Here is a 25,881-nt window from a genome sequence, read left to right as displayed (position 1 = left end):
AGACGGGGCCACCAGAGACATCGACATCGTGAGCATTGCAACCGATGCAGGATCACTTGCAGCAAAGCCTGCTTGCGGCCGACCGGCGCCATGCGGAACCATCGAACGGTCTGCCCTTTAAACTGACAATACCGATGTCCGCAGGTCTGACAGACAACATGGCGGTTGGTCGTTTCAACAGAGAAGACAAGGGCATTGCCAAGAACGTGCGTGCTGCGATAGGAGACGCCCTTGATGCCAAGGGCATGATATAAAAGTGTTTGTGACATGGCTGAGCTCCTTTGTGTTGTCGGGTTTCGCCACCAAACAACATCGCTCGTGTCATGTCACTTTTCCACAACTCCTTCCAACCCCAGGTACGCGTTTGCCGGATGAACCAGAAAAAGCCCGGACAATAATGACCGGGCTAAATCGAATTGCTGTCTAAATTACTTCATTTTAATGTAGCCGGGCATATTACAAATACCCCTTCTCACATGGACCCTGCTCCCAATTTCAAGATAAGTAGAATTTTCGTATTGATATTTTGAGTTAAAAAGGACGTATCCCTTGGGGTCACAGAAAGCGGCAGGGAATTTTTCAATGGGCATATAGAAAGTCCCATCTTTATGGTACCGCACTTGCTCTGCAGGAATACTCCATTCACGTTTTAAATTATTGCCACTGTTAGTTTTATAGCCTCCCATGTCTCCTCCTGTTTGAAGTGTTCAGTAATTCGACATCGCATTGATAGGGAAATCCAACATCTTCACTACCGGCAGCAACACATCAGGCCGATACGAATCAGCATACCGACCAAAAGTCATTGATTCATCAGAATGACCAGCAAGGGCCGCTACCAGCTTGTATTCAACCCCTGACTGCTTTAAGGAATCAATCACTGTGTGGCGCAGGCTATGAAATGGTTTGGTGATGCCCAGGCGTTCGCGGTATCGGGCAAACCATTTGCTGGCTGTCTGACCGTAACCGTCACGCCGATGGCCAAGCTCTGGAAATAACCGCTGTTCACCTCGTTTCCGCAACATCTCTACATGATCCAATAGGCCCAACTCTACAAGGCGCGGGTGGAGTGGCACAAGCCGTTCACTGGAAAGGGTCCTGAGCCGTTTTTCATCCTTGGCGTTGATGTCAAGACACCATACGCCGTCAACCTGGCGGATGTCGTCAAGGTGGAGCTGGCAAAGCTCTTCCAGCCAGGCTCCGGTGTACAGCCCCAACCAGGGTAGCCAAAACATATAGCTCTTTCGCGCATCCCGTCGCAGGTGTGCCGGGTCAAAAAGGCGTTGCAGGTCTTCGATGGTGAACCGTTCGCGTTGCTGGTGTGGCAGACGGTCACGACGAATAGCTAGGCCGGTGAAAGGGTTATCGTGGCAATAGCCATGTCGCTTGCCCCAGGTGAACAGGGCACCGCATCGGCGCAGGTATTTGTTAACATTGCTGTTGCTCATGGTCTCAGCAGGACGCATGCGCAAGATTTCAGAAACGGACTTCCCTGGATATTTTTTATCGCGGTTCGGTGGCAGGCGAAGGAGAACGGCCTTGAAATCAATGGCCGCTTTGATACCGATGGTTTCCGCTGTTGGATTTTTCGTAACCTCTTGTAAAAGCTGAAAAATAGCCCGATTTTCTTCGATGGTCTTTTCGGTTTGGGTGCCGGTGGCCTTCACTTCATCGAAATAGGCTTTGACCATGGTCGACAGGGTGACCGAGGTTTCCTTCTTCGGCCTGCCCTTTGGTGCCGCCGCCGGTATGGCGGTCACCGGTGCCAGCCTGAGCAAATCAGCGGCAGCCTTCACCTCTTCATCGCGGTTATCGCCTTCAATGACAACCTTGTTCCCGGCGATGGTGACGGTGATCTTTTGCAGGGAACCGTCCGGGGAAACTGGCATGCTATCCAGGGCGGCAAGAATATCGGCAGCAGGAACCGGTTTTGGTTGTTTGGGTGCGGGTGCCATTCGCTTCTTCTCCAGGCGGGTGAAAAGCTCCATGGTTTCGGCGTATAGACGATGCGCCACGACGGTGGCCTCAGAACGTAGGCCGGTGCCAAGCGAACGCTTCACCTCACGCCTGCCGAGAGTATCGCGTAGATGGGCAGGAATTGCAATTCTGAAATAAAAAATGCCGCTGGAAGGATGGCGCTGTAAATGCGCAAAAGCTCGGAACATTTGTACCACTCCTTTGTACAAGGGTTTTGTACCAGTGGCCTATTGTTCCGAGCTTTTTGTGAAAGATAACGGGCGGTTATCTTATAAAATGGTGGAGGCGCCGGGAGTTGAACCCGGGTCCGAAAATTCTCCCCTTATGTCTCTACATGCTTAGTTCCGGGATTGGGTCTCGCATCCGCTTCTCACCCGGAACAGGGATGGTCGGACGCCAGCCTGGAAAATCTCGCCGGCCGTGCCTCAGGCAAACACGGCCAACCAGCCTGCGAAGTCGACGCTCCGAATCCGGCCCTACAGGCGAGGACCGGTGGAACGGCATGGCAGGTTAAGCTGCCAGTGCGTAGTTATAATCGTCTGCGATTATATTTAATTCCGCCATTTTAACGAGCTGACAGAAACTCGGCATGCAACATTAAGCTTCAATATCCCCGTCGAATCCGTTTCGCCCCCATTCGTGTGTGATGATGATATGATGTGTTGCCAGCGGGCTTGCTGGCATCAGTCGTCGCGGCGCACGCTGCGTTCCATCTCGCGGTTCGATTCCCGCTCTTTCAGCGCCGCCCGTTTGTCGTAGAGTTTTTTGCCGCGGGCCAGGGCCAGTTCCACTTTGGCCTTGCCATTGTCGATAAAGTAAATCTTGAGCGGTATCAGCGCAACGCCTTTCTCGTGGAGCTTGCCGATGAGCTTGCGGATCTCTCGCCGGTGCAGCAGCAGTTTGCGGACCCGGAGCGGGTCCTGCTCGATATGGGTGGCGTAGGAGTACGGCGAGATGTGGACGTTGTACAGAAAGACCTCGCCCTCCTTGAGCTGGGCGTAGCCGTCGCGGAGATTCGCCTTACCGGCCCGCAGCGACTTGACTTCCGGCCCGCTGAGCACGATGCCGGCCTCGAAGGTCTGCTCGATGTGGTAATCGTGGAAGGCCTTCTTGTTTTTGCTGACGATTTTCTGTCCCATGTCCTGCGTCGTTCCTTGATTCCCGGTCTGAGGCCACACTATAGGGCGTGTTGGCCGGAACGCCAGGAAAAAATCACCGGTCGTCCGTTTCTCCGGTCACCCGCAGGACCTCTTCCACCGTGGTCAGGCCGGCCTGCACCTTGCGCCAGGCGTCCTCGCGCAAAGTGGTCATGCCCTCGCGAATGGCCACCTGCCGCAGTTCCGAGCCGTTGGCCTTGGCGGCGATCAGCTTCTTCAACTGCTCCGACATGGGGAACACCTCGAAGATGCCCAGCCGGCCGAGGTAGCCGGTATTGCGGCACTGGAGGCAGCCCTTGCCCCGCTTCAGCTCCACCGTGTCCTGGCCACCGACCGGAAAGCCCATCTTGCGCAGGCCGGCGCCGTCGATCGTATAGGGCTCGACGCAGTGGGGACAGTTGCGCCGCACCAGCCGCTGGGCCAGGGCGCCCAGCATGGTCGAGGCGATGAGGAAGGGTTCAAGGCCCAGGTCTTCCAGGCGGATGATGGTTGAGACCGCGTCGTTGGTGTGCAGGGTGGAGAAGACCAGATGCCCGGTCAGGGCCGCCTGGACGGCATGGGTGGCGGTCTCCAGGTCGCGGATTTCGCCGATCATGATCACGTCCGGGTCCTGGCGCAGGATATTGCGCAGGATGGTGGAGAAGGTGACGTCCACCTGCGCCTGCACCGCGATCTGGTTGAAGTCCTCGTGGACCATCTCCACCGGATCCTCAACGGTGACGATGTTCTTTTCCGGCGAGGCGATCTGCTTGAGGGTGGAGTAAAGGGTGGTCGATTTGCCGCTGCCGGTGGGGCCGGTGACCAGGACGATGCCGTGGGCCGCGGTCATGAAGCTGTTGTAGACGATCCGGTCCCGCCGGGAAAAGCCGAGGTGGTCCAGGTCCTGGAAGATGACCTCGGGATTGAGGATACGCATCACCGCCTTTTCGCCGAAGGCCACCGGCACGGTGGAGACGCGGAGTTCCGCCTCGCTGCCCTCCTCGCGCCGGCCGATCTTGATGCGGCCGTCCTGGGGCCGCCGTTTTTCGGCGATATCCATCCGCGCCAGGCTCTTGATCCGCGAGACGATGGCGGCATGCACCGCCTTGGGCAGTTTGTAGATGGTGTGGAGCACGCCGTCGATGCGGAAGCGGACCAGGCAACAGTCCCGCTTGGGCTCGATGTGGATGTCGCTGGCCCGCTGCTCCAGGGCGTAGTTGAACAGGTGGTTTACCGCGGCCTTGATGTGCTGATCGGTGGAACTCAGTTCCTTGGTCGAGGCCAGGCGCACATACTGTTCGAGGTTGCCGATGTCGACGGTGGCGGCGGGGCCGCTGGCACCGAACTGGGATTCGGCGGCCGTGATCGAGCGCTGGAAGCCGAAGAACTCGGCCAGGATTTTCTTGATGTCGGTCCGGGTGGACAGAAACGGCCGCACCTTGACCTGGTTGACCCGCTCGATGTCCTCGAGCACCGAGCGGATGTCCGGGCGATAGGTGACCACCTCGAGGACGCCGTTATGCAGTCCCACCGGCAGAAGCAGATGGTTGACGGCAAAGGACCGGGGAATGGTCTTGGTGACCGTGTCCATGTCCAGTTCCAGGGGGTCGAGTTTTTTGAAGGGAATCCCGCAGGCGTGGCTGACGGCCCGCATGATCCGCTCCTCGGTCAGCGGGCCGGGCTCCGGGCCGGCGCTCTCCAGTTCGAGCGAGACGATGACGTCCACCAGGTCGGGGAAGTCCTTGTCCCGCCTGATTTCGTCATCGTGCCGCCGGCCACCCTGCTGTCTGAGCAGCTTCTGCCGTTGCCGGCTTTTTTGCAGGATGATCGTTTTCCGCTGCTCAACGGAGAGCAGCCGCTCTTTGACAAGCACATCGAGCAGGGCATCGCTGGTGAGAAAGGACATGGTCGCGGACGGAAAGAATGGAAGGGAGAACACGATTGCGCGGCCAAAGGCGGCTCCCGCCGGAGGGAGAGACACCGGACGACGCGATGACGATGTCGATGTTCGGAGCGGGACGGTCCCGAAGAGGAAACGGGGACGCCCGCCTCACATCAATTCGACCAGCCGTGGGCGCCGATCAGGTCGACGAAGCGGACCTGTTCGATGGTGGTCACGGTGATGCCGCCGTCCCGCTTGTCCACCACCTGCAGCTCCTGCACGTCCTGGCCGCCGACCGGCATGACCAGGCGGCCGGGTTCGGCCAGTTGGGCGATGAGCGGCTCGGGGATGCGGGGGCCGCCGGCGGTGACGATGATGCCGTCGAACGGAGCCTCCGAAGGCCAGCCGACGGTGCCGTCGTCGATACGCGAGACGATGTTGTAGTAGCGGAGCCGGTCGAAGACCTTGCGCGCCCGGCTGACCAGGGCGTCGAGCCGTTCCACCGTATAGACCTTCTGGCAGAGACGGGAGAGGATGGCCGCATGGTAGCCCGAGCCGGTGCCGATCTCCAACACCTTTTCGGAGCCGGTGAGGTGCAGCGCCAAGGTCATGAGGGCCACGATATAGGGCTGGGAAATGGTCTGGCCGCTGCCGATCGGCAGGGGAAAATCGCCGTAGGCATGCGCCTGGATGGCATCTTCGACAAACAGGTGGCGGGGAACGGTGCGCATGGCCTCCAGCACCCGCTGATCAGTGATGCCGCGGGCCACCAGTTGCTCCTCGATCATCCGCTCCCGGTTGATGTCAAAGGTCGACGGCGACGTCACTGAAGTTCTTGGTCCCAGGTGAAATCTTCCATCCATTTGCGATCCGACTGGCTGTAGGTGCGGAATTCGCAGTTGGTGACCACATCGTTGCCGACGGTGACCACGATCATTTCGTAGCCGGTGGGACCGGTCATGGAGCCGAGCACCGGCATGTCGCCGAACATGCCCGGCCGGTCCTCGTAGTAGACATATTCGCTGACGCCGGGGGACACCTCCCGCCGGCCGTTGGGTTCGCCCAGGTACTTCTGCATCTCCTTGACCGTGGTCTGACCGGGTTTGATCAGGGCCGCGTCGGAGGCGAGATGGCGCACCTGCGTGGTCTGGCAGCCACCGAGCAGCGCGAGTATACACAACAACACAAACAGGGAGTGACGCATCGGTTTCCCTCCAGGAACTCCGGACAAAGAAGAAAGGTTGTGTTCATATATCGTGAACACAACCTTTTTTCAAGGTCAGATGCGGACCTTTCTCAAAAATCCAACAAAAAACCGACGCGTTAGGCGTCAGGACCGGCAAGAGGAAAGCGGTGGAACCGGCCGGGCAGTCCCGGTCATTCGCCGGCGGCCCGCTCGAGGATGCGGTAATTGCGCCGGACCATCGTCATGGGATCGACCAGCAGGCCAGCCTGGATCATGGCGTTGTCGTACAGCTGCTCGACCACGTCTTTGGCGAATTCGGCGTCGCTCTCCCGCAGGCTGGCCAGTTTCTTGATCAGCGGGCTGGCGCCGTTGATTTCCATGTCCTTCTTCGAGCCCATGCCGAAGGCTTCGGCCTGGCCGGAGGCCTTGAGGATCCGCTCCATCGAGGAGGTCATGTAGCCGTCGACATTGACGATCATGGCCGGGCTGTCTACCAGGCGGTCGGAGGCCTTGACCTCTTGGATGCGGTCGCCGAGCACCTCCTTCATCCAACGGCAGAGCGAGGTCAGCACGGCGCTAGCCAGCGGTTCGGCCGTTGTCGTGGCATCGGCCTCGTCCGCGCCCGTCGTGGTCTCGGGCAGGCTCAGGTCGGCCCGGTCGGCGGACACCAGCTTCTTGCCGTCGTACTCGCCCAGGTGGTTCAGGACGAAATCGTCGATCGGCTCCAGGGTGTAGAAGATTTCGATGCCGCGCTTCTTGAACAACTCCACGTAGGGGCCGTATTCCACCGCGGCCCGGCTGGGACCGTTGATATAATAAATCTTGTCCTGCCCCTCCTTCATCCGGCCGACATAGTCGTCTAAGGAGATCATGGCGCCCGGCTCGCTGGCCGAGGACTCGAAGCGCAGCAACTTGGCCAGCTCGGCGCGGTGCTCGAAATCCGAGGTTACGCCCTCCTTGATGAAGATGCCGAAGGTTTTCCAGAACTCGCGGTAGGTGTCGGCATCGCGGCCCGCCTCCTCGGCCAGGAACTTGATCATCCGCTTGGTCAGCACCTTGCGCAGCTTGATGACTAGGGCGTTGTCCTGGAGCGACTGGCGGGAGATGTTGAGCGGCAGATCCTCGGAATCGACCACACCCTTTAAGAAGCGCAGCCACTCGGGCAGGATGTTCTCGCTGTGCTGGTCGATGAGCACCTTCTGGCAATAGAGGTTGACGCCGGATTGCATGCGGCCCATGCCCAGCACCTCGAAATTCTCCCTGGGCACGTAGACCAGGGCATTGATCGCCAGGGGCGCGTCGGCGGAAAAATGGAGCCGGTAGAGCGGGTCGTCGCCGGCATTGCCGATGAATTTGTAGAACTCGGTGTATTCCTCGTCGGTGATCTCCGCCTTGGACCGGCTCCAGATGGCCTGGACGGTGTTGACCTTCTTGCCCTCGACCTTGACCGGGAAGGGAACGAAGGTCGAATACTGCTGGATGATCCGCTCGAGGGTGAACTTGGAGGCGTAGGTGTGGGCGTCGTCCTTCAGTTCGATGATGATCTTGGTGCCGCGGTGCAGGCCGGGGCAGGGGCCGATGGTGTAGGAGCCGCCGCCGTCCGAGGTCCATTCCCAGCCCTCGGAGCCATCCCAGGAGCGGGTCTGCACCCGCACCGTCTTCGCAGCCATGAACACGGAATAGAAGCCGACCCCGAACTGGCCGATCAGGTTGACGTCTTTTTTCGCGGCCTCGGCCAGCTGCTCGAAAAAGTGCTGCGAACCCGAATGGGCGATGGTCCCCAAATTGGTTTCCAGTTCCTCCTGGGTCATGCCGATGCCGGTGTCGGTGATGGTCAGGGTGTGCTTCTTGTCGTCGCCGTCGATGGTGATTTCCAGGGGCACATGGCTATCGAACTCAATCGTGTCGACCAGGCTCTGGTGACGGAATTTTTCGAGGGCGTCGGCGGCGTTGGAAACCAGCTCGCGGACAAAGATGTCGCGTTCGGTGTAGAGCGAGTTGATGACGATATCGAGGACCTTTCTGGTCTCCGCCTGAAACTGCTTGGTTTCAACCTGTGCTGCTGTCATGGGACTTCCTCTCCGTGTGTGGACAAGGGGATATTTTTCTGGCCGGAACGATTAAATTTCCGGAGATACCAATGAGATAAAGGGCCTTTCCTTTCTCCGGCCAACATGGTAAGCACGAATGACCGACTGTCAAGACAACCGCCAACCGGCCGCAAGCGGCCATCGCTGCTCAAATATTCTATGAAATCATCGCACTACGATCTCGGCATCGTCGGCGCCGGCATCTCCGGCCTGAGCGTCGCCGCCTTTGTCCGCGCCCTGCGGCCGGAGCTGTCGCTCCAGGTGCTGGAACAGGCACCGGAGCCGGGCGGCGCCATCGCCACCTTTCACCAAGCCGGCTACCTGGCCGAATGGGGGCCGCACGGCTTCCTCGACAACTGTGTCGAGAGCCGCGAGCTGATCCGCCTGGCCGGCCTGGAGGACGAGGTCGCCACCGCGCCCCTGGCCAGATTCGTCCGCTTTGTCTGCATGAACGGCCGGCTCCAGTGCATTCCCCAGAAGCCGTTGGCGATTCTGCGCCAGCCGCTGGTGCCCTGGTCCGCCAAACTGCGCGTGCTGGCCGATCTGTGGCGAAAGCCGCTGCCGGGCGAGCCCTCGGTGGCCCGGTGGGTGGCCCATCGTTTCGGTCCGGCGCTGCTGCCCTTTGCCGATGCGGTCTTCACCGGCACCTATGCCGGCGATATCGAGCGGCTGGCCATCGACGCGGTGATGCCGGGAGTGCGGGGGCTGGAGCGCGCGCACGGTTCGGTGATTCGGGGGATGATCGCCAGGATGCGGACGGCGAAAAAAGAAGGCAAGGGCAAAAAAGGGCTGCCGGCCATGACCAGCTTCCCGGACGGCATGACCACGCTGCCCGGCCGGCTGGCCGCGGAGCTGACGGCTGCGGGGCTATTGACCTGCGACACGCCGGTCCGGTCCCTCTCCCGGCAGCAGGCCGGCTGGCAGGTGTACACCGACCGTGACGAACTGACCTGCCGCCATCTGGTCCTGGCCCTGCCGGTGAACCGCTGCCTGGAACTGCTGCGCGCAGCCCTGCCGGCCATGCCGCCGCCCCTGGCCGCCTTGCCCGAGGCCCGCATCCTTTCGGTGCTGCTCGGCTTCGATGAGCGGGCGCAGATCCCCTTCGGCTTTGGCTATCTGGCCCCGGAGCGGGAGGGGCGTTTCGCCCTCGGCGCGCTGTTTTCCTCGCACATGTTTCCCGGCCGGGCCCCGGCCGGCTGTCAACTGCTCGAAGTCCTGGTCGGCGGCCGCCGGCATCCGGAACGGCTCGAACTCGTGGACGACCAACTGGTCGGGGCGGTCTGCGCCGATCTCGGCCAATTGATGACGCTGCCGCCGCCCGTCTACAGCGCCGTTCTCCGGCCCAGGGCGGGCATCCCGCAGCTGGAGGCCGGTTACACCGGGCTGCTCCGCTGGCGCAGCGAGATCGAGGCCGCCCATCCCGACCTCCATCTCTGCGGCTTCGGCTGGAAGGGCATCGGCATCAACGACATGATCAAGGAGGCCCGGCGGATTGCCGGCACGATCGGTACCGAGGACAGGGCAGAGGCCGGGACCGAGGTCAAGGGCGTATATTTCTGAAAAGGGAACGATCGGGGTGGGGCGAGGCGGCGGGGTTTGCGTCCCCGGGCACCCGCCGCCGGCCGGCTATTTCTTGAGCTTGGCGCAGAGCATCTCCACCTGGCGGCGGACCGCGTCCTGCTGCGCCATGTCCCGGGTGATGGTCTTGATAGCGTGCAGGACCGTGGAGTGGTCGCGGTTGTAGATGCTGCCGATATCGGCCAGGGACCGGTCGGTGAATTTGCGGGTGAGGTACATGGCCACCTGCCGGGGAAAGGCGATGGAGCGCTTGCGCGACCGCGACCGCAACTCCTCGGCGCTCAGCCGGAACTGGCTGCCGATGAGGTCGCGGATGCTCTCGCCGGTGATCTCGGCCGCGGCCCCGCCGGTCAGGCCGAAGACCACCTCCCGCACCATGTTCAGGTCCGGCGGGGTGCCCCGCAGGCAGGACTTGGCCTTGATGCCGATGATGGCGCTCTCCATCCGCCGGATGTCGCCGTGCAGATTCTCGGCCATGAATCCCACCAGGTCCTCGTCCGTGCCCAGGCCGTGGGTCTGCATCTTGTGGCGGATGATCCGGGCCCTGGTCTCGTAATCCGGCGATTCGATCCCGGTAACCAGGCCCGAGGTCATGCGGCTGCGGAAATCGTCGTCGAGGCCCGCCAGCTTGCCGGGCGCCAGGGCCGAGGTCAGGATCACCCGGCAGCCCGATTTGATCAGGTAGTCGAGGATGGTGTTGAGTTCCTCCTGGGTCTTGGTCTTGCCGGTGAGGGTGTGGACGTCTTCCACCAGGAGCATGTCGCAGTTGGTGATGAATTTTTTCGAAAACTGCTCCATGGAATGGGTGCGGATGTTTTTCACCATCTCGGCGGAGAATTGCTGGGCGGTCAGGTAGTGGAGCCGGGTGGAGGGCGCGCTCCGCAGAACCTGATGGACCACGGCCTGGGTCAGGTGGCTTTTGCCCAGGCCGGTGCTGCTGTTCATGAACAGACAGTTGCCGAAGGTGGGGTCGCCGGTGGCCAGGGCCTTGCAGGCGGACCGGGCCAGCAGGTTCGATTCGCCCACCATGAACTGCTCGAAGGTGAAGGCGGGGTGGAGCGAACGCAGGCGGGGCGGGGGCGTGGCGCCCGGCAGAAGCAGTTGGCCGCCCTTGCCCTTGGCAAAGGAGGGGGGGCGATTCTCGGCGACCGCCAGGCGAACCTCGGCGATCCCCCCCACTTCGCGCGCCGCGCTGCGGATGAGTTCGAGATAACGATCTTCCACCCAGGCACAGAAGAAACGGTCGGGCCCGGCAAGTTCCATTACCTGCCCCTCCTGGAGCCGGCATTCGAGCGGTTTGATCCACAGGCCGTATTCACTTTCCGGTAGAGAGCTGTGCAGGGATTTCTTGATCGCATTCCACATCATAAAGACGTTTCCTTGATTGACACAAGAGCGTTCCCGAGAGCCGGGCGACCGATTGAATGGGGATGATCTACCGAAAATCCGGCCATGGGTCAAAAACGGTTTGCGGCGATTTCATGATGCAAACAGGACGATTGGGCACAGAATACAAGTCCTTGGAGCCATAAGGTCTTGCACGGGGGATGAGCGTATAACCCTCAATAACAACGTCTGTTTTATCGATTTGTTCAATATATATATTAAAATCGACAGGATATCGTATGGGTTAAAAAGTTGTCAACACAGTATCCACATCGAGCGATCCGGCCATATCTCCATTTTTCTCGATAAAGCTCGATAATGCTCCGTTTTTATCTTACCGAACTGGGGCATCGTATAAGCTCCCCTCGTTCCATGGTTTCGTCGGCCCCGCAGAGAAGAAAAAAAATATGGCGACAGCGGTACCTTTTTGTTGAATCAAAACAACGGGAAAGAAAAGAAACGGGGACCGGGTGGCATGCAAGTCGCGCCATCTGCCACATCCGGCGAGGAAAAGGGGCGCCACTCGTGTTGCCATGGGCTGAGCGGCGATGGCGGGGCAAAGGAAGGGGCAGGCGTGCCGGAATGCGTTGCCTGCCCGTTGGTCGGGCGCAATGACAGGGTGTGCAGAGGGGGGAAAGGGAACCGGGCCTGCGGGCTGCCTATGGCTGTACGGACGCCGTCACTCTCTGAGGATCACGGTTTCCGTTGTCGAGCTGTGGTTGTATGTGTTCGTTATTTCGGTGAAGCGGCTATGTTCCCGGGCCGGATTGAAGTCGCCCAGGGTCTTGATGCCGCCGTACAGTTCCATGCCGCTGAGGAAGCGGAGCCCGACTTCCGAGTAGGGGAACATGGCCTTGGCATCGAGAAAGAGCCCTTCCGCAAAGCCGTATCCGGCGCCGAAAGCGCCCTGGATATCGTTGTTGCCGTAGAGACCGAGCACCTCCGCGGAGATGTTCCAGTCGCCCAGCACGGTCACGAACACATTGCCTTCGACGCCATAGACCCGATTGCCTTCGTCGACCTTGGTCACAGCGGGCAAGGCGACGCTCTCCTGCAGCGCTCCGTCGACATAGGTGTTGGTCACGCGGCGGGTGGTGGTGACGGTCTCCTCCTCCACATCCGCATACTGGCAGCTCACGCCGAGCCGGATGGCCCCGGGATCGAAAAAGGAGTGCGAGCCGCTGAGATTGAAGGGAATCTGGACAACGGCGCCGACCCGGATTTCGTCGTCCGCCCTGACGGTCTGGGCCGGCAGGGCGAGCAGCAGGCCGGCAAGCAGGCCGGCAAGGACGGGACGCCCCTGGAAGAAGTGTGTCTTGTTGGGTTCGCTCATATTTTTTCCTCAGAAGCATATTGAGTTAGCAGGATAATCTCGACGGGGACTAAACACCTTTCCGCAATTTTTTCAACATGATCTTGTGTAAATCATGATGTGGATCATGTTGAAAAAGCAATTTTCCGGAAATGCAGTTATCTTCTTTTTCCCCTGTCGCGGGCAGCCGGCACCTGCCGACACGACAGCCTGCTGCGGCCGGCGCAGGCGAAAAGCTGTTGACTGTTCCCCTGCTATTCTCTAATAGAGGCTGGTGCGGCGCGAAAGGGGATGAGGATCGGGCCAGCCTCGTTTGTCTTTGCGAAGGAGTGCCGCCGGACGGGAGCGAGTGCGTATGCAGGGATATGTCCAGGTGTATACCGGTGACGGCAAGGGCAAGACCACCGCGGCCCTGGGACTGGCCCTACGGGCCGCCGGGGCGGGGCTGCGCGTCTACATCGGCCAGTTCATCAAGAATGCCGACTACAGCGAGCTGCGCATCCTGCGCCGTCTGGCCGAGGCCATCACCATCGAGCAGTACGGCCTGGGCTGCATGCTCATCCACGCTCCCACGGCGGCGGACATCGACGCCGCCCGCCGCGGCCTGGCCGCTATCGACGCGGCCCTGACCGCAGGCACCTTCGACCTGGTCATCGCCGACGAGATCAACGTGGCCTGCGCCTTGGGTCTGCTGGACGAGCAGGACCTGCTCGGGCTGATGGCGCGGCGGCCGCCGGCGGTGGAGCTGGTGCTGACCGGCCGGGGCGCGCCGGCCCCGGTTCTCGACCGCGCCGACTTGGTCACCGAGATGCGCTCGGTCAAACATTATTATGAGCGGGGCGTGCCCGCCCGCAGGGGCATCGAAGGGTAAGCTGCGCAGCGGCCAGTTCCGGCCTGTCAGCGCGCCACCGCCGGGAGAGAACCATGACGCAGAAAGCCGCCTGTCTGGCTGTGCTCGGGACCGGGTCGGATGTGGGCAAATCGGTCGTCGTCACCGCCCTGTGCCGGATATTCGCCAACCGGGGGCTGCGGGTGGCGCCGTTCAAGGCCCAGAACATGTCCAACAATTCCGGGGTGACGCCCGAAGGGGCGGAAATGGGCCGGGCCCAGATCGTCCAGGCCGAGGCGGCGCGGGTCGCGCCTCACTGCGACATGAACCCGGTGCTGCTCAAGCCGGTGAGCGACGTCGGCTCCCAGGTGGTGCTGAACGGCGTCGCCTGGATGGACGCCTCCTCGCAGACGTTTTACGGCAAGAAGGAGGTGCTGTTCGCCGAGAGCAAGGCCGCCCTCGACCGGCTGCGTAGCGCCCACGACCTGATCATCCTCGAAGGGGCCGGGTCCTGCGCCGAGGTCAACCTCATGGCCTGCGACATCGTCAACCTCAGGATGGCCGCCTATGCCGAGGCGCCGGTGGTACTGGTGGCCGACATCGACCGGGGCGGCGTCTTCGCGCAGATCGTCGGCACGCTCGCCTGCATCCCGGCCGAGCAGCAGGCGCAGATCCGCGGCTTCGTCGTCAACCGCTTCCGGGGCGATCTCAGCCTCTTTCAGCCCGGAATCGACTGGATCGAGCAGCGCACCGGCAAAAAGGTGTTCGGCGTGCTCCCCTGGTACAAACATTTCCGCATCGAGGCCGAGGACGCGGTGGTGATCGAGAGCCCCCGCCCCTTCCATCCGGCGGCGGACAGCGAACCGGCCATCGCGGTGGTCCGCCTGCCCCACATCTCCAATTTCACCGACTTCGATCCCCTGACCCAGTTGGACGGCTGCCGCCTGGTCTATGTGGAACAGCCGCAGGAACTGGCTCCGTTCCGGGCGGTCATCCTCCCCGGCACCAAGGCCACCTGCGCTGACCTGCACTGGCTGGCCGCCACCGGCTGGCGCGACCGCCTGCTCGGCTACGCGGCTGCCGGCGGCCATCTGCTCGGCATCTGCGGCGGCTATCAGATGCTCGGCACCTGGGTGCGCGATCCCGACGGCATCGAGGGCGAACCCGGCACCACCGCCGGGCTGGGCCTCCTGCCGGTGGAGACCGTACTCAAGGCTCCCAAGACCACCACCCTGACCGATTTCACCTGGGAGGGCATCGCCGGCAGGGGCTACGAGATCCACATGGGGCGGACCGACCCGCCCAGGGAACAAAGTCTGGTGGCGGTGCACGCCCGGAACGGGGAGGCCTGCGCCGACCATGACGGCTGCCTCGGCGAAGACGGCCGGGTGATGGGCACCTACATGCACGGCCTGTTCGACAGCCCGGCCATCACCCGCCGCTGGCTGGCCAGCACCGGTTTGGGCGCAATCGAGGTCGACCGGCTGCACGGCCCGACGGCCCGCGATCAGGCCTACGAACAACTGGCGGCGCATGCCCTGGCCCATATCGACATCGAGGCGCTGACGGCGCTGTTGCCGGCCTCCCTGCGGGAGCGGCTGCGATGAGGGCCGGCGTTGCGGCATGCCGCCGGCCGAGGACGATTCTTTTTCCGGAGCGGTCATGATCGAGGGACACGGGGGCAACATCTTTGGCCTGGCCGAGCAGTTGGGCTGCCGGCCGGAAGAAATCGTCGACATGAGCAGCAACATCAATCCGCTCGGCGCCCTGCCCGGATTGATCGAGCATCTCGGGGCGCGGCTGGACCTGATCCGGGTGCTGCCCGAGGCCGATGGCCGCTCGGCGGCCCGGGCCGTGGCCGCCCTGCTCGGCGTGGCCGCGGAACGGGTGCTGGCCGGGGGCGGCACCACCCAGTTCATCTACGCCGCCTGCGCGGCCCTGGCAACCCGGAAGGCGCTGGTCGTCGGCCCCACCTATGCCGACTATGCCGACGGCTGCCGGGTCTGCGGCATCGAACCCGATTTTTTCCTGACCAGGGCGGAGCAGGCCTTCGCCCTGGACAGCGAACAACTGGCCACGGTCCTGCCCGGCTACGACACGGTCTTTCTCTGCAATCCCAACAATCCCACCGGCCATCTCGTCGACCACCAGGTCCTGCTCGACCTCTGCGCCCGCCATCCCCGCATCCGTTTTATCGTGGATGAATCCTACCTGCCCTTTGCCCCGGCGGACCACAGCCAGAGCATGAGCGGCTGCGGCCTGGACAACGTGGTCGTGCTCTGGTCGGTGTCCAAGATTTTCGGCATGCCGGGGCTGCGCGCCGGGTTTCTGGTGGCCAACGAACAGGTGCTCGACCGGTTCCGCCGCCTGATGCCGCCCTGGTGCGTCAACAGTCTGGCCCTGGAGGCGGTCCGTTTCCTCGGCGCCAACCAAGAGGCGGCGGCAACCTTCATCGCCCGCACCCGCGCCTACCTGGCCGAGGAGGGGCGGCTCTTCCGGCAGCGGCTGCGGACCGATAGGTTGATCCTCTATCCGAGCGCCACCTCCTATGTGCTCATCGGCCTGCCTGCGGATCGCACCGCCGACATCGTGTGCAGCGCCCTGGCCGCCAAGCGGTTTCTCATTCGCAACTGCGCCAACTTCCACGGTCTCGGCCAGGGGTATGTCCGCATCGCCCTCAAGGATGCGGCCACCAACGAGGCGGTCGTCCGCCCTTTGCGAACCGCGGTCGGAGCTGAGGACTGAGCGCGTCATGACCTCTGCCGATCTCTTGTCCTGGCTGACCATTCCGGCGGCCTTCGCCCTCGATGCCGCCCTCGGCGACCCGCGCCGGCTGCCCCACCCGGTGCGCTGGATGGGCTGGACCATCGGCAGGGCGGAACCGCTGTTCCGCCGGTGGCTCGCCAACGAACGGCTGGCCGGCCTCTTGTTCGCGCTTAGTCTGATTGTCGGGTGGTGGGGAGTGGCCGCCCTGGTCACCGGGCTGGGCTGGCGGCTGCATGGCGCGGTCGGCTTCGCGGTCGAGACCGTGCTGCTCTTCTACTGCCTGTCCGCCCGCTCCCTTGGCCAGGCGGCCATGGAGATCCACCGGTCGCTGAGTGCCGGCGAGGTCGATCTGGCCCGCTCCCAGGTGGCGATGATCGTCGGCCGGGACGTGGAGCGGTATCAGGCCGACGATATCGCCCGGGCCACGGTGGAGACCGTGGCCGAGAACGTGGTCGACGGCGTGCTGGCGCCGCTTTTTTTCGCGGCCATCGGCGGGGCGCCGCTCGCCGTGGCCTACAAGATGGTCAACACCCTGGATTCGATGGTGGGCTACAAGAATCCGCGCTACCTGCTCTTCGGCCGGGCCGCGGCCCGGATCGACGACGGCGTCAATTTCGTGCCGGCGCGGCTGTCCCCGCTGCTGATCGGGCTGGCCGCCTGGCTGACGCCCGGTCTCGCCGCCCGCCGCGCCCTGACCACGGCCTGGCGCGAGGGTGCGCATCACGCCAGCCCCAACGCCGGCTATCCCGAGGCCGCCTTTGCCGGGGCCCTGGGCGTCTGTCTCAACGGCCCGAATTACTATCACGGCGTCCTGGTGGACAAACCCCACATCGGCGTCGGTCTGGGCACGGTCGGCATGGCCCACATCCCGCTCGCCTGCCGTCTCATGACCCGCACCGCCCTGCTCGGCTGCCTCCTGGCCTGGCTGGCCTCATACTGACTCGTCCCCGTCGCCGGCGGCCTGCTGGTCGCGGGGGGCGGCGGGCAGGGTGATGGTGAAGGTCGAGCCCTTGCCCGGCGTGCTCTCCACCTCCACCGTGCCCTGGTGGACATGGGCGATGTGCTTGACAATGGCCAGACCCAGGCCGGTGCCGCCCTGGTCGCGGCTGCGCGCCTTGTCGCAGCGGTAGAACCGTTCGAACAGCCGGGGCAGGTGTTCCCTGGCGATGCCGGGACCGTTGTCGATCACGCTGAGATGCACCTTCCGCTCCCCTTCCATGGTGGCGCTTTCCTGGCAGCGCAGGGTGACCACCGAGCCGTGGGGGCTGTAGGCGATGGCGTTTTTGAGCAGATTGATCACCGCCTGTTCCAGCAGCGGCTGATTCATGGGCGCCACCACCTCCTCGTCGCATTCCACCTCCAGGATAACGTCCTTTTCGTCGGCCAGCACGGCGCAGGTCTGGAGCGCGCTCTCCAGCACCGGCCCCACCTCGCCCGGCCTGAGGTCGATCTCCTCCTTGCGTTCCCGGTCCTCGATCCGGGAGAGCGTGAGCAGGTCGTCGACGATGGCATCCAGGCGGTCGGCCTGGCGGATGACGATGCCGAGGAAGCGGCGGGCGTTGTCGGTATCGTCGAGCGCGCCGTCGAGCAGGGTTTCGACATAGCCCTTGATCGCGGTGATCGGCGTCTTCAGTTCGTGGGAGACATTGGCGACAAAATCCTGGCGAATGGTCTCCAGCCGGTTGAGTTTGGTCAGGTCGTTCATCACCAGGAGGACGCCCATGTTGCGGCTGTCCTCGTCGCGCAGGGGCACGGCATGGACCTGGAGGATGATCGGATCGGTGCCGTTGAACAGGGTGACCTTCTGGTCCTGCGGCAGATTGTGGCTTAAGGTGAAATCAATCATCTCCAGCAGATAAGCATTGCGGACCACGCCTTCCACCGCCTTGCCCTTGACCACTTCCGACGGCAGGGTGAACAGCGCCGCCGCGGCCTGGTTCATGCGGATGATTTTTTTGTCGGCATCGATGGCCACCACCGAATCGGCCATGCTGGAGAAGACCGCCTCCAACTCGTTGCGCTGCTGGATGATGATGCGGATGCGGCGGTTGATCTGCTCGGCCATCTGGTTGATCGAGGCGGCCAGGCCGGCCATCTCCGCCGACATGTGCTCGCTGTCGATCCTGACCAACTGGTCGATGCGGCCCTTGGTCAGCTGCTCGGCGCCCCGCTTCATCTCCTCCAGGGGCCGGCTGATCCTGCGGGCGGAGTAGAGGGACAAGAGACCGGCCAGCACGGCCACGAGCAGGCCGATGCCGGCCATCTTCTTGTGCAGCAGGGCCAGCATGTCCTCCACCGGCGTCACCGCGATGGCGAGGCGCAAGGCGCCCTGGTGCCGGTCGTCACCGAGTTTGACCGGAATGGCGGCGTAGAGCATGGTTTCGCCGAGCGTCCGGCTGTGACGCAGGGAATAGCCGATCTCCCCGGCCAGGGCCGGTGCCACCTCGGGCCGCTTGCCGTGGTTGTCCATGAGGGTGTGGTCCTCGTTGGAATCGGCCAGCACCAGGCCGCTGCCGTCGATCACCGTGATCCGGGTCGCCGCCCGCCGGCCGGTCTGGCGGACGAAATCCTGGAAGGGCTGGTCTTCGCCGCTGCTGAGGGCGGTGATGGTGGGCTCGATCAACAGCGCCCGTTCCCGGATCTCCTCCTTGAGGCGGTCGATATAGAAGGAACGGCCGGTGGTGGAGGCCAGCCACACGACCACCAGCATGGAAGCGAAGGTGATGCCGATGCAGACCGGAAAGATCTGCCAGAAAAGACGGATGTTGCGCATGGGGTGCTCTCTCGGGAATCGGTGTCACGCCGGCGTCCCGCGGCGGGACGGGCGCGGAGGCCTTCGGGGGGAGCGGACCGGCGGCTATTCCCGGATCCGGTAGCCGATGCCCCGCACCGTTTCGATGCAGGAACCGGCGGCCCCGAGTTTCTTGCGTAGGCCGAAGATCTGCACGTCCACGGCCCGGGGGGTGATGCTGTAGTCGTAGCCCCGGATCTGGTCGATGATCTGCTGCCGGGAGAAGACCCAGCCGGGCCGGCCGGCGAGCAGTTCCAGGATGGTGAACTCGGAGGCGGTGAGGTGGATTTCGCGGCCGTCCACCCGCACCTCGTGCCGGCCGGGATGGATTTCCATGCCGTGGCGGCTGATGACGACGGCTTCGCTCACCGGCTCGCCGCCGGGTTCCGGCGTCCGCCGCAGGGCCGCCTCGATCCGGGCGATCAGCACTCTAGGGCTGAAGGGCTTGGTGACGTAGTCGTCGGCGCCGCACTCCAGACCGGCCACGATGTCGTCTTCCTCGCTCTTGGCGGTCAGCATGATGATCGGCAGGGCGCGGGTGGCCTCCTGGCTGCGCACCGCCCGGCAGACCTCGCCGCCGTCCTTGCCCGGCAGCATCAGGTCGAGCACCATGGCGTCGACCGGTTCCTTGGCGAGCAGGTGCAGGGCTTCCTCGCCGCTGTCGGCGCAGGTGACGTTGAACCCGGATTTGATGAGATTGTAGCTGACAAGCTGTTGGATGTCGGTGTCGTCCTCGACAACCAGGATGCTCGGTTTCCTCACTTTTTTCTCCCGCTGTGATGCCTGCATGCTGTTTCGGGTACTGTGATGCACCCCCTCCCTGGTTGCAAGGGAAAAGAAAAAAGCTAACGCGATCCTAACTGGTTTCTAATCGGGCGATAACGCGGAGACGGTACGTAAGCATGGTGTGCATCATACACCAACCCAACGAATCGGAGACATACCGTGGCCAAACATATGCATTTCCACCGCGAGATCGATGAATTGAAGAAGACGATCCTCACGATGGGCACCTTGGTGGAAGACCGTTTGCGGCGGGCCTGCGCCCTTTTGGAAACCAGGAATCAGGAGCAGGCCCAGGCGATCATGACCGCGGACTGGGAGATCGACGACATGGAAATCCGGGTCGAGGAGGAGTGCCTGAAAATCCTCGCCCTGCATCAGCCGGTGGCCCGCGACCTGCGCCTGATCGTCTCGATCATCAAGATCAACAACGAACTGGAGCGGATCGCCGACATCGCGGTCAACATCGCCAAACGGGTCCTCACCATCACTGCGGCCAAAACCGCCGATTTCTCCATGGGGCTCGACTACCAGCCCATGGCCGCCAAGGTGATGGAGATGGTCAAGGCCAGCCTGGACGCCCTGGTCACCGAGGATGCGGCCCTGGCCCGCACCATTTTCCTCATGGACGACGAGGTCAACAGCCTGCGCGACACCGCCTACAAAACGGTGATCGAGGAGATCGGCCGCCGCCCCGACAGCGCCGCCTCGCTGGTCAACGTCTACCTCATCGCCCGCCATCTCGAACGGATCGGCGACCGGGCGATCAACATCGCCGAGGAGGTCATCTACCTGGTGGAGGGCGAAATCGTCCGCAGCAGCGAGGACCCGGTCTGACCCTTGTCCCGACCGGGAAGAACGCTCCGCCCTTCTTCCCGGTCCTGATGCGCCGCGTTCACGACATGTGGTTGCCCAGGCAGGCCCCGGTTTCCAGGGCGGCCCTGATCCAGGGGTGATCGAGCGGCACCACCTTGCGCTTGCCGACCACCTCGGCCAACTCCACCAGTTCCGTTGACTCCCCCTTGACCGCCACCATGCAGCCGTAGCGCTGATCGTCGATGGCGGCGACGCAGGCCGAACCCAGGCGGGTGGCGAGGATGCGGTCGGCCGCGGTGGGCGTGCCGCCCCGCTGGAGATGGCCGAGGATGGTCACCCGGCTCTCCAGGCCGGTGAGCTGCTCCAACTGCGCCGACAGCCGCAGGGTATTGCTGGTGTGATTGGCCTGGAAGGCCTCCAGGGCGGCCACGGCCTTTTTCTGTTTTTTCTCGTCATCGGCCGTCTGTTTCCTCGCCTTGAGCCGGGCCAGCTCCCTGGCGTCCTCGATGGCCAGCGCTCCCTCGGAAACGGCGACGATGCTGAAATTCTTGCCCCGGTGCCGGCGTCTGCGGATGGCGTCGGCCACCTGGTGAACGTCGTAGGGGATCTCGGGGATGAGGATGACGTCGGCGCCGCTGGCCAGCCCGGCGCCCAGGCCGAGCCAGCCGGTGTTGTGCCCCATGATCTCGACCACGATGATCCGGTGATGGCTGTGGGCGGTGGAGTGGAGGCGGTCGATGGCGTCGGTGGCGATCGACAGGGCGGTGTCGAAGCCGAAGGTGATGTCGGTCATGGCGACATCGTTGTCGATGGTCTTGGGCAGGGTGATCACGTTCACCCCGGACTGGGCCAGGCGATAGGCGTTCTTCTGGGTGCCGCCGCCGCCGATGCACACCAGGACCTCGAGGTTGTGGCGATGGCAGTTGTCGATCATCACCTCAGTCATGTCCTGGACCTTCGAGCCGACCGGCATTTTGTGCGGCTTGTCGCGGCTGGTGCCGAGGATGGTGCCGCCCAGGGTGAGGATGCCGGAAAGGATTTCCCCCTCCAGGTGCACGCTTCGGTTTTCCATCAGGCCGCGGAAGCCGTCGCGGAAGCCGATCACCTGCATGTTGTACGCATTGAGCGCGCTCTTGCCGATGGCCCGGATGGCTGCATTGAGGCCGGGGCTGTCACCGCCCGCGGTCAGCACGCCGATACACTTTCCCATGGATTCTCTCCGTCATTCGGTCAGGCCGGGGGATAGCCCATCCCCCGGAAACGTTCGCGGAACAAGGCGGCCGGACGGCAGCGCCTTTCCGCGGATGTCCAGGCGGCACCGTGCTCGCCCGTTTGCGCCGGTCAGCCGGGAACTCTGCGACCATGCTCTTTTTAACAGGTGTGCCGCATGGAGCGCAAGAATCCTAACGGAAATCTAACCGTGGCCAAATCCGGCTTTAATAAAGCGTCGATAGGGTTCCGTGCAACGCAATGAGGCCATTCGCCCCTCCATCGACGGTACCCATATGTCTTCAGCCCCGCTCATCACCCTGGTCCTGATCCTGTCCTCGCTGGCCTACTGGCTGGGGCGCCGGCGTGCCTTTGCGCTCGCGCGCCGGCCGTCGGCCGGGAAGCTGCATTCCCGGCCCGGCTACTACGGCGTGCTGACCGGACTGTGGTGCGGGCTGCCGGCCCTGGTCATCGTGGCCGTCTGGCAGATGGCCGCCGATCCGCTGCTCACCCGGATGGCCATGGACGGGGTTGCCGCGGCCAAGGGGGTGGTCAACCCGGACCAGATCAACCTGCTGGTCAACGACATGCGCAACCTGGTGGCCGGCAATGTGGTGGCCCACGAGGTCGATCCCCTGATCCAGGCCGCCGCCGACCGGTATCTCGGCCTGCAGCGGATCAGCAACCTGGCCCTGGCGACCGCGGCCCTGACTGCGGCCCTGGTCGGCGCCTATCTGATCCTGGCCCGGATCCGTCCGGCGCTGCGGGCCCGCAACCAGGTCGAGCGCGTCATCGAGATCATCCTCACCCTCTGCTCCACCTTCGCCGTGTTCATCACCATCGGCATCGTGCTCTCGGTCCTGTTCGAGTCGATTCGCTTTTTCCAGCAGATCCCCCTGGCCGATTTCCTCTTCGGCCTCAAGTGGAGCCCGCAGATGGCCATCCGGGCCGATCAGGCGGGCAGCTCCGGCAGTTTCGGGGCGATACCGGTGCTCACCGGCACCTTTCTCATCTCCGGCATCGCCATGGCCATTGCCGTGCCCTTCGGCCTGATGTCGGCCATCTACCTTTCCGAATATGCCGGGTCCACATTCCGGGCCACGGTCAAGCCGCTTCTGGAGATCCTGGCCGGGGTGCCCACCGTGGTCTACGGGTTTTTCGCCGCTCTGGTGGTGGCGCCGGCCATCCGGGACCTGGGCGCCCTGACCGGCCTGCCGGTGGCCTCGGAAAGCGCCCTGGCCGCAGGACTGGTGATGGGGATCATGATCATCCCCTTTGTCTCCTCGCTCTCCGACGACGTCATCAACGCCGTGCCCCAATCCCTGCGCGACGGCTCCTACGGCCTGGGGGCCACCAAGAGCGAGACCATCAAGCTGGTCATCCTGCCCGCCGCCCTGCCCGGCATCGTCGGCTCGATCCTGCTGGCGGTTTCGCGGGCCATCGGCGAGACCATGATCGTGGTCATGGCCGCCGGCCTGGCCGCCAATCTCACCTTCAACCCCCTTCAGGCGGTGACCACGGTGACCGTGCAGATCGTCACCCTCCTGGTCGGCGACCAGGAGTTCGACAGCCCCAAGACGCTGGCGGCCTTTGCCCTGGGCATGCTGCTGTTCGTCGTCACCCTGGCGCTCAATGTCATCGCCCTCTACGTGGTGCGCAAATACCGTGAAGAATATGAATGAGGAACAAGGCGGCCGGATGAGCGAGGCGCGGCCCATGAGCACCATGGCCCGGGTCAATGTCGGCTTGGCGGCCCGCTACCGCAAGGAGCGGCGCTTCAAGTTCTTCGGGCTCGCGGCCATCGTCGCCAGCCTGATGTTCCTGGCCCTGCTGCTCGCTTCGATCACGGCCAAGGGATACACGGCCTTCCGGCAGACGGAGATCCTGCTCGACATCCATCTCGATCCGGCGGTGCTCGACGTCAACAACCTGGCCACCGCCAACTACGCCGCCCTGGTACGGGATTCGGTCCAGACCCTTTTCCCCCGGGTGGAGAACCGCCAGGACAAGCGGATCGTGGCCAAGCTGGCCAGCACCGGTGCCGCCTACCAGGTGCAGGATATGGTGATGAACAAACCGGAGCTGATCGGCTCGGTCAAGTCGGTCTGGGTCCTGGCCGACGACGAGGTCGATATGTTCATCAAGGGGCACATCCCCCGCAACGTGCCCGAGAGCGAGCGGCGGATCAGCGACCAGCAGGCGGCCTGGATCGATCAGTTGACCGCCGCCGGCCGATTGCAGCTCGCCTTCAATACGACCTTCTTCCAGGCGGGCGATTCCCGCGAGCCCGAGCTGGCGGGCATCCGGGGCGCGGCCATGGGTTCCTTCTTTACCCTGGTCGTCACCCTGGTGCTCAGCTTCCCCATCGGCGTGGCCGCGGCGGTCTACCTGGAGGAGTTCGCGCCCAAGAACCGCTGGACCGACCTGATCGAGGTCAACATCAACAACCTGGCCGCTATCCCGTCGATCGTCTTCGGCCTGCTCGGGCTGGCCGTGTTCCTCAACTTCATGAACCTGCCGCGCTCGGCCTCCCTGGTCGGCGGGCTGGTGCTGACCCTGATGACCCTGCCGACCATCATCATCGCCAGCCGGGCCTCGCTGAAATCGGTGCCGCCCTCCATCCGCGAAGCTGCCCTGGGGGTCGGTGCCTCGCAGGTGCAGACCATCGTCCACCATGTCCTGCCGCTGGCCATGCCCGGCATGATGACCGGGGCCATCATCGGCATGGCCAGGGCCCTGGGCGAGACGGCGCCGCTGCTGATGATCGGCATGGTGGCCTTCATCGTCGATGTCCCGCACGGTTTCAGCGACCCCGCCACGGTGCTGCCGGTGCAGATCTATCTCTGGGCCGACAGCCCGGAACGAGCCTTTGTCGAACGGACCTCGGCGGCCATCATGGTGCTGCTCCTCCTGTTGCTGGCCATGAATGCCGCCGCGGTCTTTCTTCGCAACAAGTTCGAGCGCCGCTGGTAATCCAATCGGAACGGTTTGCTAACGGAAATCAAACAGAGCGGTTGTACCGTTCTGCCCATCAACCCCTACAGATTCATTTTTCAGGAGAGTCCCCATGCAGAAAATTGCACGTACCCTGGCCGCCGCCGCCCTGTTCGCCGGTTCGGCCGCCTCTGTCCAGGCCGCTGACGGCCGCGATTACATCTCGATCGTCGGCTCGTCCACGGTGTACCCCTTCTCCACCGCCGTGGCCGAACAGTTCGGCAAGACCACCAAGTTCAAGACGCCGAAGATCGAATCCACCGGTACCGGCGGCGGGTTCAAACTGTTCTGCGCCGGCGCCGGCGTCGACACCCCGGACATCGCCAATGCCTCCCGCGCGATCAAGAAGTCGGAAATCGAGACCTGCGCCAAGAACGGCGTGACCCAGATCGTCGAGATCAAGGTGGGGTACGACGGCATCGTCCTGGCCAACAGCAAGAAGGCCGAGCAGATGCAGCTCAGCCGCAAGGATATTTTCCTGGCGCTGGCCAAGGAAGTGCCCAGCCCCGAGGGCGGCGACCAACTGGTGGCCAACCCCTACAAGACCTGGAAGGACGTGAACCCCACCCTGCCCGCCGAGAAGATCGAGGTGCTGGGGCCGCCGCCCACCTCGGGCACCCGCGACGCCTTTGTCGAGATGGTCATGGACCATGGCTGCGAGGAATTCGCCGCGATCAAGGCGCTGAAATCGACCGACGAGAAAAAATTCAAGGCCGTGTGCCAGACCGTGCGTGAAGACGGCGCCTATATCGAGGCCGGCGAAAACGACAACCTGATCGTGCAGAAACTCGAGGCCAATCCCAAGAGTCTAGGCATTTTCGGCTTCAGCTTCCTCGATCAGAATGCCGACAAGATCCAGGGCTCGGCCATCGACGGCAAGGCGCCGGATTTCGAGGCCATTGCCGAGGGCAAGTATCCGGTGTCCCGGCCGCTGTTCATCTATGTCAAGAAGGACCATGTCGGCAAGATTCCGGGCATCGCCGAATTCCTGGCCGAGTTCACCAGCGACCGGGCCTGGGGCGAGCAGGGCTATCTGGCCGAAAAGGGCCTGATCCCCATGCCGAAAGACGAGCAGAAGGCCGTGGCGGCCGACGCCAAGGCATTGAAGGCCCTCAGCGGCAAAGAGTAAGGCTTCGGCCTGGGGCG

Annotated in this window: 21 protein-coding genes, 1 other RNA gene and 1 pseudogene; 9 read left to right on the top strand and 14 right to left on the bottom strand. The window is 63.3% G+C overall.

Annotated elements, in window-relative coordinates; genetic code table 11:
* The 9 genes and pseudogenes from Q362_RS24315 to htpG all read right to left on the bottom strand — a co-directional run.
* A pseudogene (locus tag Q362_RS24315) lies at positions 1-269 on the bottom strand (ISL3 family transposase); the annotation flags it as partial.
* 159 nt (positions 270-428) lie between these two features.
* Complete coding sequence (locus tag Q362_RS23735) at positions 429-686, bottom strand: hypothetical protein (RefSeq protein ID WP_157470173.1); 258 nt, start codon at positions 684-686, stop codon at positions 429-431.
* A 21-nt stretch (positions 687-707) separates the two neighbouring features.
* A complete protein-coding gene (locus Q362_RS0114545) occupies positions 708-2,165 on the bottom strand; it encodes a site-specific integrase (RefSeq protein ID WP_028319278.1) in 1,458 nt (485 codons plus the stop codon).
* Between the two features lie 89 nt (positions 2,166-2,254).
* Positions 2,255-2,612: a transfer-messenger RNA gene (gene ssrA / locus Q362_RS22965) on the bottom strand.
* Between the two features lie 48 nt (positions 2,613-2,660).
* The gene (gene smpB / locus Q362_RS0114540) at positions 2,661-3,116 is read right to left on the bottom strand and encodes an SsrA-binding protein SmpB (RefSeq protein ID WP_028319277.1); all 456 of its coding nucleotides are present in this window, start codon (positions 3,114-3,116) and stop codon (positions 2,661-2,663) included.
* A gap of 73 nt (positions 3,117-3,189) precedes the next feature.
* Complete coding sequence (locus tag Q362_RS0114535) at positions 3,190-5,019, bottom strand: GspE/PulE family protein (RefSeq protein ID WP_028319276.1); 1,830 nt, start codon at positions 5,017-5,019, stop codon at positions 3,190-3,192.
* Positions 5,020-5,168: 149 nt separating this feature from the next.
* Positions 5,169-5,822, bottom strand: a complete 654-nt coding sequence (locus Q362_RS0114530; RefSeq protein WP_281172897.1) for a protein-L-isoaspartate(D-aspartate) O-methyltransferase — start codon at positions 5,820-5,822, stop codon at positions 5,169-5,171.
* A complete protein-coding gene (locus Q362_RS0114525; protein ID WP_028319274.1) occupies positions 5,819-6,199 on the bottom strand; it encodes a hypothetical protein in 381 nt (126 codons plus the stop codon). The genes Q362_RS0114530 and Q362_RS0114525 overlap by 4 nt, the downstream gene beginning before the upstream one ends.
* Before the next feature lie 173 nt (positions 6,200-6,372).
* Positions 6,373-8,250, bottom strand: a complete 1,878-nt coding sequence (gene htpG / locus Q362_RS0114520) for a molecular chaperone HtpG (protein ID WP_028319273.1) — start codon at positions 8,248-8,250, stop codon at positions 6,373-6,375.
* A gap of 180 nt (positions 8,251-8,430) precedes the next feature.
* Here htpG and hemG point away from each other — a divergent pair, with 180 nt between their 5' ends.
* Entirely contained in the window at positions 8,431-9,831 is a 1,401-nt protein-coding gene (hemG, locus tag Q362_RS0114515) for a protoporphyrinogen oxidase (protein ID WP_028319272.1), read from the top strand.
* A 66-nt stretch (positions 9,832-9,897) separates the two neighbouring features.
* Here hemG and dnaA read toward each other — a convergent pair whose 3' ends face one another.
* Positions 9,898-11,217 carry a chromosomal replication initiator protein DnaA gene (gene dnaA / locus Q362_RS0114510; protein ID WP_028319271.1) on the bottom strand — a complete coding sequence of 440 codons (1,320 nt, stop codon included), beginning with the start codon at positions 11,215-11,217 and terminating at the stop codon, positions 9,898-9,900.
* 697 nt (positions 11,218-11,914) lie between these two features.
* Positions 11,915-12,568 (bottom strand): hypothetical protein, encoded by a 654-nt coding sequence (locus Q362_RS0114505; protein ID WP_028319270.1) that lies wholly within the window; start codon positions 12,566-12,568, stop codon positions 11,915-11,917.
* A gap of 334 nt (positions 12,569-12,902) precedes the next feature.
* Here Q362_RS0114505 and Q362_RS0114500 point away from each other — a divergent pair, with 334 nt between their 5' ends.
* The 4 genes from Q362_RS0114500 to cbiB are packed head-to-tail and all read left to right on the top strand — an operon-like array spanning position 12,903 to position 17,082.
* Complete coding sequence (locus Q362_RS0114500; protein WP_028319269.1) at positions 12,903-13,418, top strand: cob(I)yrinic acid a,c-diamide adenosyltransferase; 516 nt, start codon at positions 12,903-12,905, stop codon at positions 13,416-13,418.
* 53 nt (positions 13,419-13,471) lie between these two features.
* On the top strand, positions 13,472-14,983 hold the full coding sequence (locus Q362_RS0114495) for a cobyric acid synthase (protein ID WP_028319268.1): 1,512 nt from the start codon (positions 13,472-13,474) through the stop codon (positions 14,981-14,983).
* 55 nt (positions 14,984-15,038) lie between these two features.
* Positions 15,039-16,121 (top strand): pyridoxal phosphate-dependent aminotransferase, encoded by a 1,083-nt coding sequence (locus Q362_RS0114490; protein ID WP_028319267.1) that lies wholly within the window; start codon positions 15,039-15,041, stop codon positions 16,119-16,121.
* 7 nt (positions 16,122-16,128) lie between these two features.
* A complete protein-coding gene (gene cbiB / locus Q362_RS0114485) occupies positions 16,129-17,082 on the top strand; it encodes an adenosylcobinamide-phosphate synthase CbiB (protein ID WP_028319266.1) in 954 nt (317 codons plus the stop codon).
* On the opposite strand, the gene Q362_RS20915 is transcribed toward cbiB, so the two are convergent.
* Positions 17,074-18,915: a sensor histidine kinase gene (locus Q362_RS20915; RefSeq protein ID WP_035216917.1), complete on the bottom strand. Its 1,842-nt coding sequence runs from the start codon at positions 18,913-18,915 to the stop codon at positions 17,074-17,076. The genes cbiB and Q362_RS20915 overlap by 9 nt on opposite strands.
* Positions 18,916-18,999: 84 nt before the next feature.
* Positions 19,000-19,722, bottom strand: a complete 723-nt coding sequence (locus Q362_RS0114475; protein WP_281172896.1) for a response regulator transcription factor — start codon at positions 19,720-19,722, stop codon at positions 19,000-19,002.
* 156 nt (positions 19,723-19,878) lie between these two features.
* Between Q362_RS0114475 and phoU the strand changes: the two genes are divergently transcribed.
* Positions 19,879-20,553 carry a phosphate signaling complex protein PhoU gene (gene phoU, locus Q362_RS0114470; protein ID WP_028319264.1) on the top strand — a complete coding sequence of 225 codons (675 nt, stop codon included), beginning with the start codon at positions 19,879-19,881 and terminating at the stop codon, positions 20,551-20,553.
* 58 nt (positions 20,554-20,611) lie between these two features.
* Here phoU and Q362_RS0114465 read toward each other — a convergent pair whose 3' ends face one another.
* The gene (locus Q362_RS0114465; RefSeq protein WP_028319263.1) at positions 20,612-21,742 is read right to left on the bottom strand and encodes a 6-phosphofructokinase; all 1,131 of its coding nucleotides are present in this window, start codon (positions 21,740-21,742) and stop codon (positions 20,612-20,614) included.
* Positions 21,743-22,037: 295 nt separating this feature from the next.
* Between Q362_RS0114465 and pstC the strand changes: the two genes are divergently transcribed.
* From pstC to Q362_RS0114450, 3 genes are all read left to right on the top strand, one after another.
* On the top strand, positions 22,038-23,423 hold the full coding sequence (pstC, locus tag Q362_RS0114460) for a phosphate ABC transporter permease subunit PstC (protein ID WP_028319262.1): 1,386 nt from the start codon (positions 22,038-22,040) through the stop codon (positions 23,421-23,423).
* On the top strand, positions 23,416-24,714 hold the full coding sequence (gene pstA, locus Q362_RS0114455) for a phosphate ABC transporter permease PstA (protein ID WP_245590240.1): 1,299 nt from the start codon (positions 23,416-23,418) through the stop codon (positions 24,712-24,714). The genes pstC and pstA overlap by 8 nt, the downstream gene beginning before the upstream one ends.
* A 94-nt stretch (positions 24,715-24,808) precedes the next feature.
* The gene (locus Q362_RS0114450; RefSeq protein WP_028319260.1) at positions 24,809-25,864 is read left to right on the top strand and encodes a PstS family phosphate ABC transporter substrate-binding protein; all 1,056 of its coding nucleotides are present in this window, start codon (positions 24,809-24,811) and stop codon (positions 25,862-25,864) included.
* Positions 25,865-25,881: the final 17 nt, after the last annotated feature.

Origin of the sequence: Desulfobulbus elongatus DSM 2908 (assembly GCF_000621145.1) — a bacterium.
Lineage (GTDB): Bacteria > Desulfobacterota > Desulfobulbia > Desulfobulbales > Desulfobulbaceae > Desulfobulbus > Desulfobulbus elongatus.
Note: the sequence above shows the minus strand (reverse complement) of the source record. Positions and strands in the feature narration are given on the sequence as shown.

Bases quoted from the DNA above. Each gene is read 5' to 3' on its own strand.
- Q362_RS0114525 (WP_028319274.1), bottom strand. From the start codon at position 6,199: ATGCGTCACTCCCTGTTTGTGTTGTTGTGTATACTCGCGCTGCTCGGT.
- pstC (WP_028319262.1), top strand. From the start codon at position 22,038: ATGTCTTCAGCCCCGCTCATCACCCTGGTCCTGATCCTGTCCTCGCTG.
- Q362_RS20915 (WP_035216917.1), bottom strand. From the start codon at position 18,915: ATGCGCAACATCCGTCTTTTCTGGCAGATCTTTCCGGTCTGCATCGGC.
- Q362_RS0114465 (WP_028319263.1), bottom strand. From the start codon at position 21,742: ATGGGAAAGTGTATCGGCGTGCTGACCGCGGGCGGTGACAGCCCCGGC.
- Q362_RS0114475 (WP_281172896.1), bottom strand. From the start codon at position 19,722: ATGCAGGCATCACAGCGGGAGAAAAAAGTGAGGAAACCGAGCATCCTG.
- Q362_RS0114495 (WP_028319268.1), top strand. From the start codon at position 13,472: ATGACGCAGAAAGCCGCCTGTCTGGCTGTGCTCGGGACCGGGTCGGAT.
- dnaA (WP_028319271.1), bottom strand. From the start codon at position 11,217: ATGATGTGGAATGCGATCAAGAAATCCCTGCACAGCTCTCTACCGGAA.
- Q362_RS0114500 (WP_028319269.1), top strand. From the start codon at position 12,903: ATGCAGGGATATGTCCAGGTGTATACCGGTGACGGCAAGGGCAAGACC.
- htpG (WP_028319273.1), bottom strand. From the start codon at position 8,250: ATGACAGCAGCACAGGTTGAAACCAAGCAGTTTCAGGCGGAGACCAGA.
- Q362_RS0114450 (WP_028319260.1), top strand. From the start codon at position 24,809: ATGCAGAAAATTGCACGTACCCTGGCCGCCGCCGCCCTGTTCGCCGGT.
- Q362_RS0114490 (WP_028319267.1), top strand. From the start codon at position 15,039: ATGATCGAGGGACACGGGGGCAACATCTTTGGCCTGGCCGAGCAGTTG.
- Q362_RS0114505 (WP_028319270.1), bottom strand. From the start codon at position 12,568: ATGAGCGAACCCAACAAGACACACTTCTTCCAGGGGCGTCCCGTCCTT.
- smpB (WP_028319277.1), bottom strand. From the start codon at position 3,116: ATGGGACAGAAAATCGTCAGCAAAAACAAGAAGGCCTTCCACGATTAC.
- Q362_RS23735 (WP_157470173.1), bottom strand. From the start codon at position 686: ATGGGAGGCTATAAAACTAACAGTGGCAATAATTTAAAACGTGAATGG.
- cbiB (WP_028319266.1), top strand. From the start codon at position 16,129: ATGACCTCTGCCGATCTCTTGTCCTGGCTGACCATTCCGGCGGCCTTC.
- hemG (WP_028319272.1), top strand. From the start codon at position 8,431: ATGAAATCATCGCACTACGATCTCGGCATCGTCGGCGCCGGCATCTCC.
- Q362_RS0114545 (WP_028319278.1), bottom strand. From the start codon at position 2,165: ATGTTCCGAGCTTTTGCGCATTTACAGCGCCATCCTTCCAGCGGCATT.
- pstA (WP_245590240.1), top strand. From the start codon at position 23,416: ATGAATGAGGAACAAGGCGGCCGGATGAGCGAGGCGCGGCCCATGAGC.
- Q362_RS0114535 (WP_028319276.1), bottom strand. From the start codon at position 5,019: ATGTCCTTTCTCACCAGCGATGCCCTGCTCGATGTGCTTGTCAAAGAG.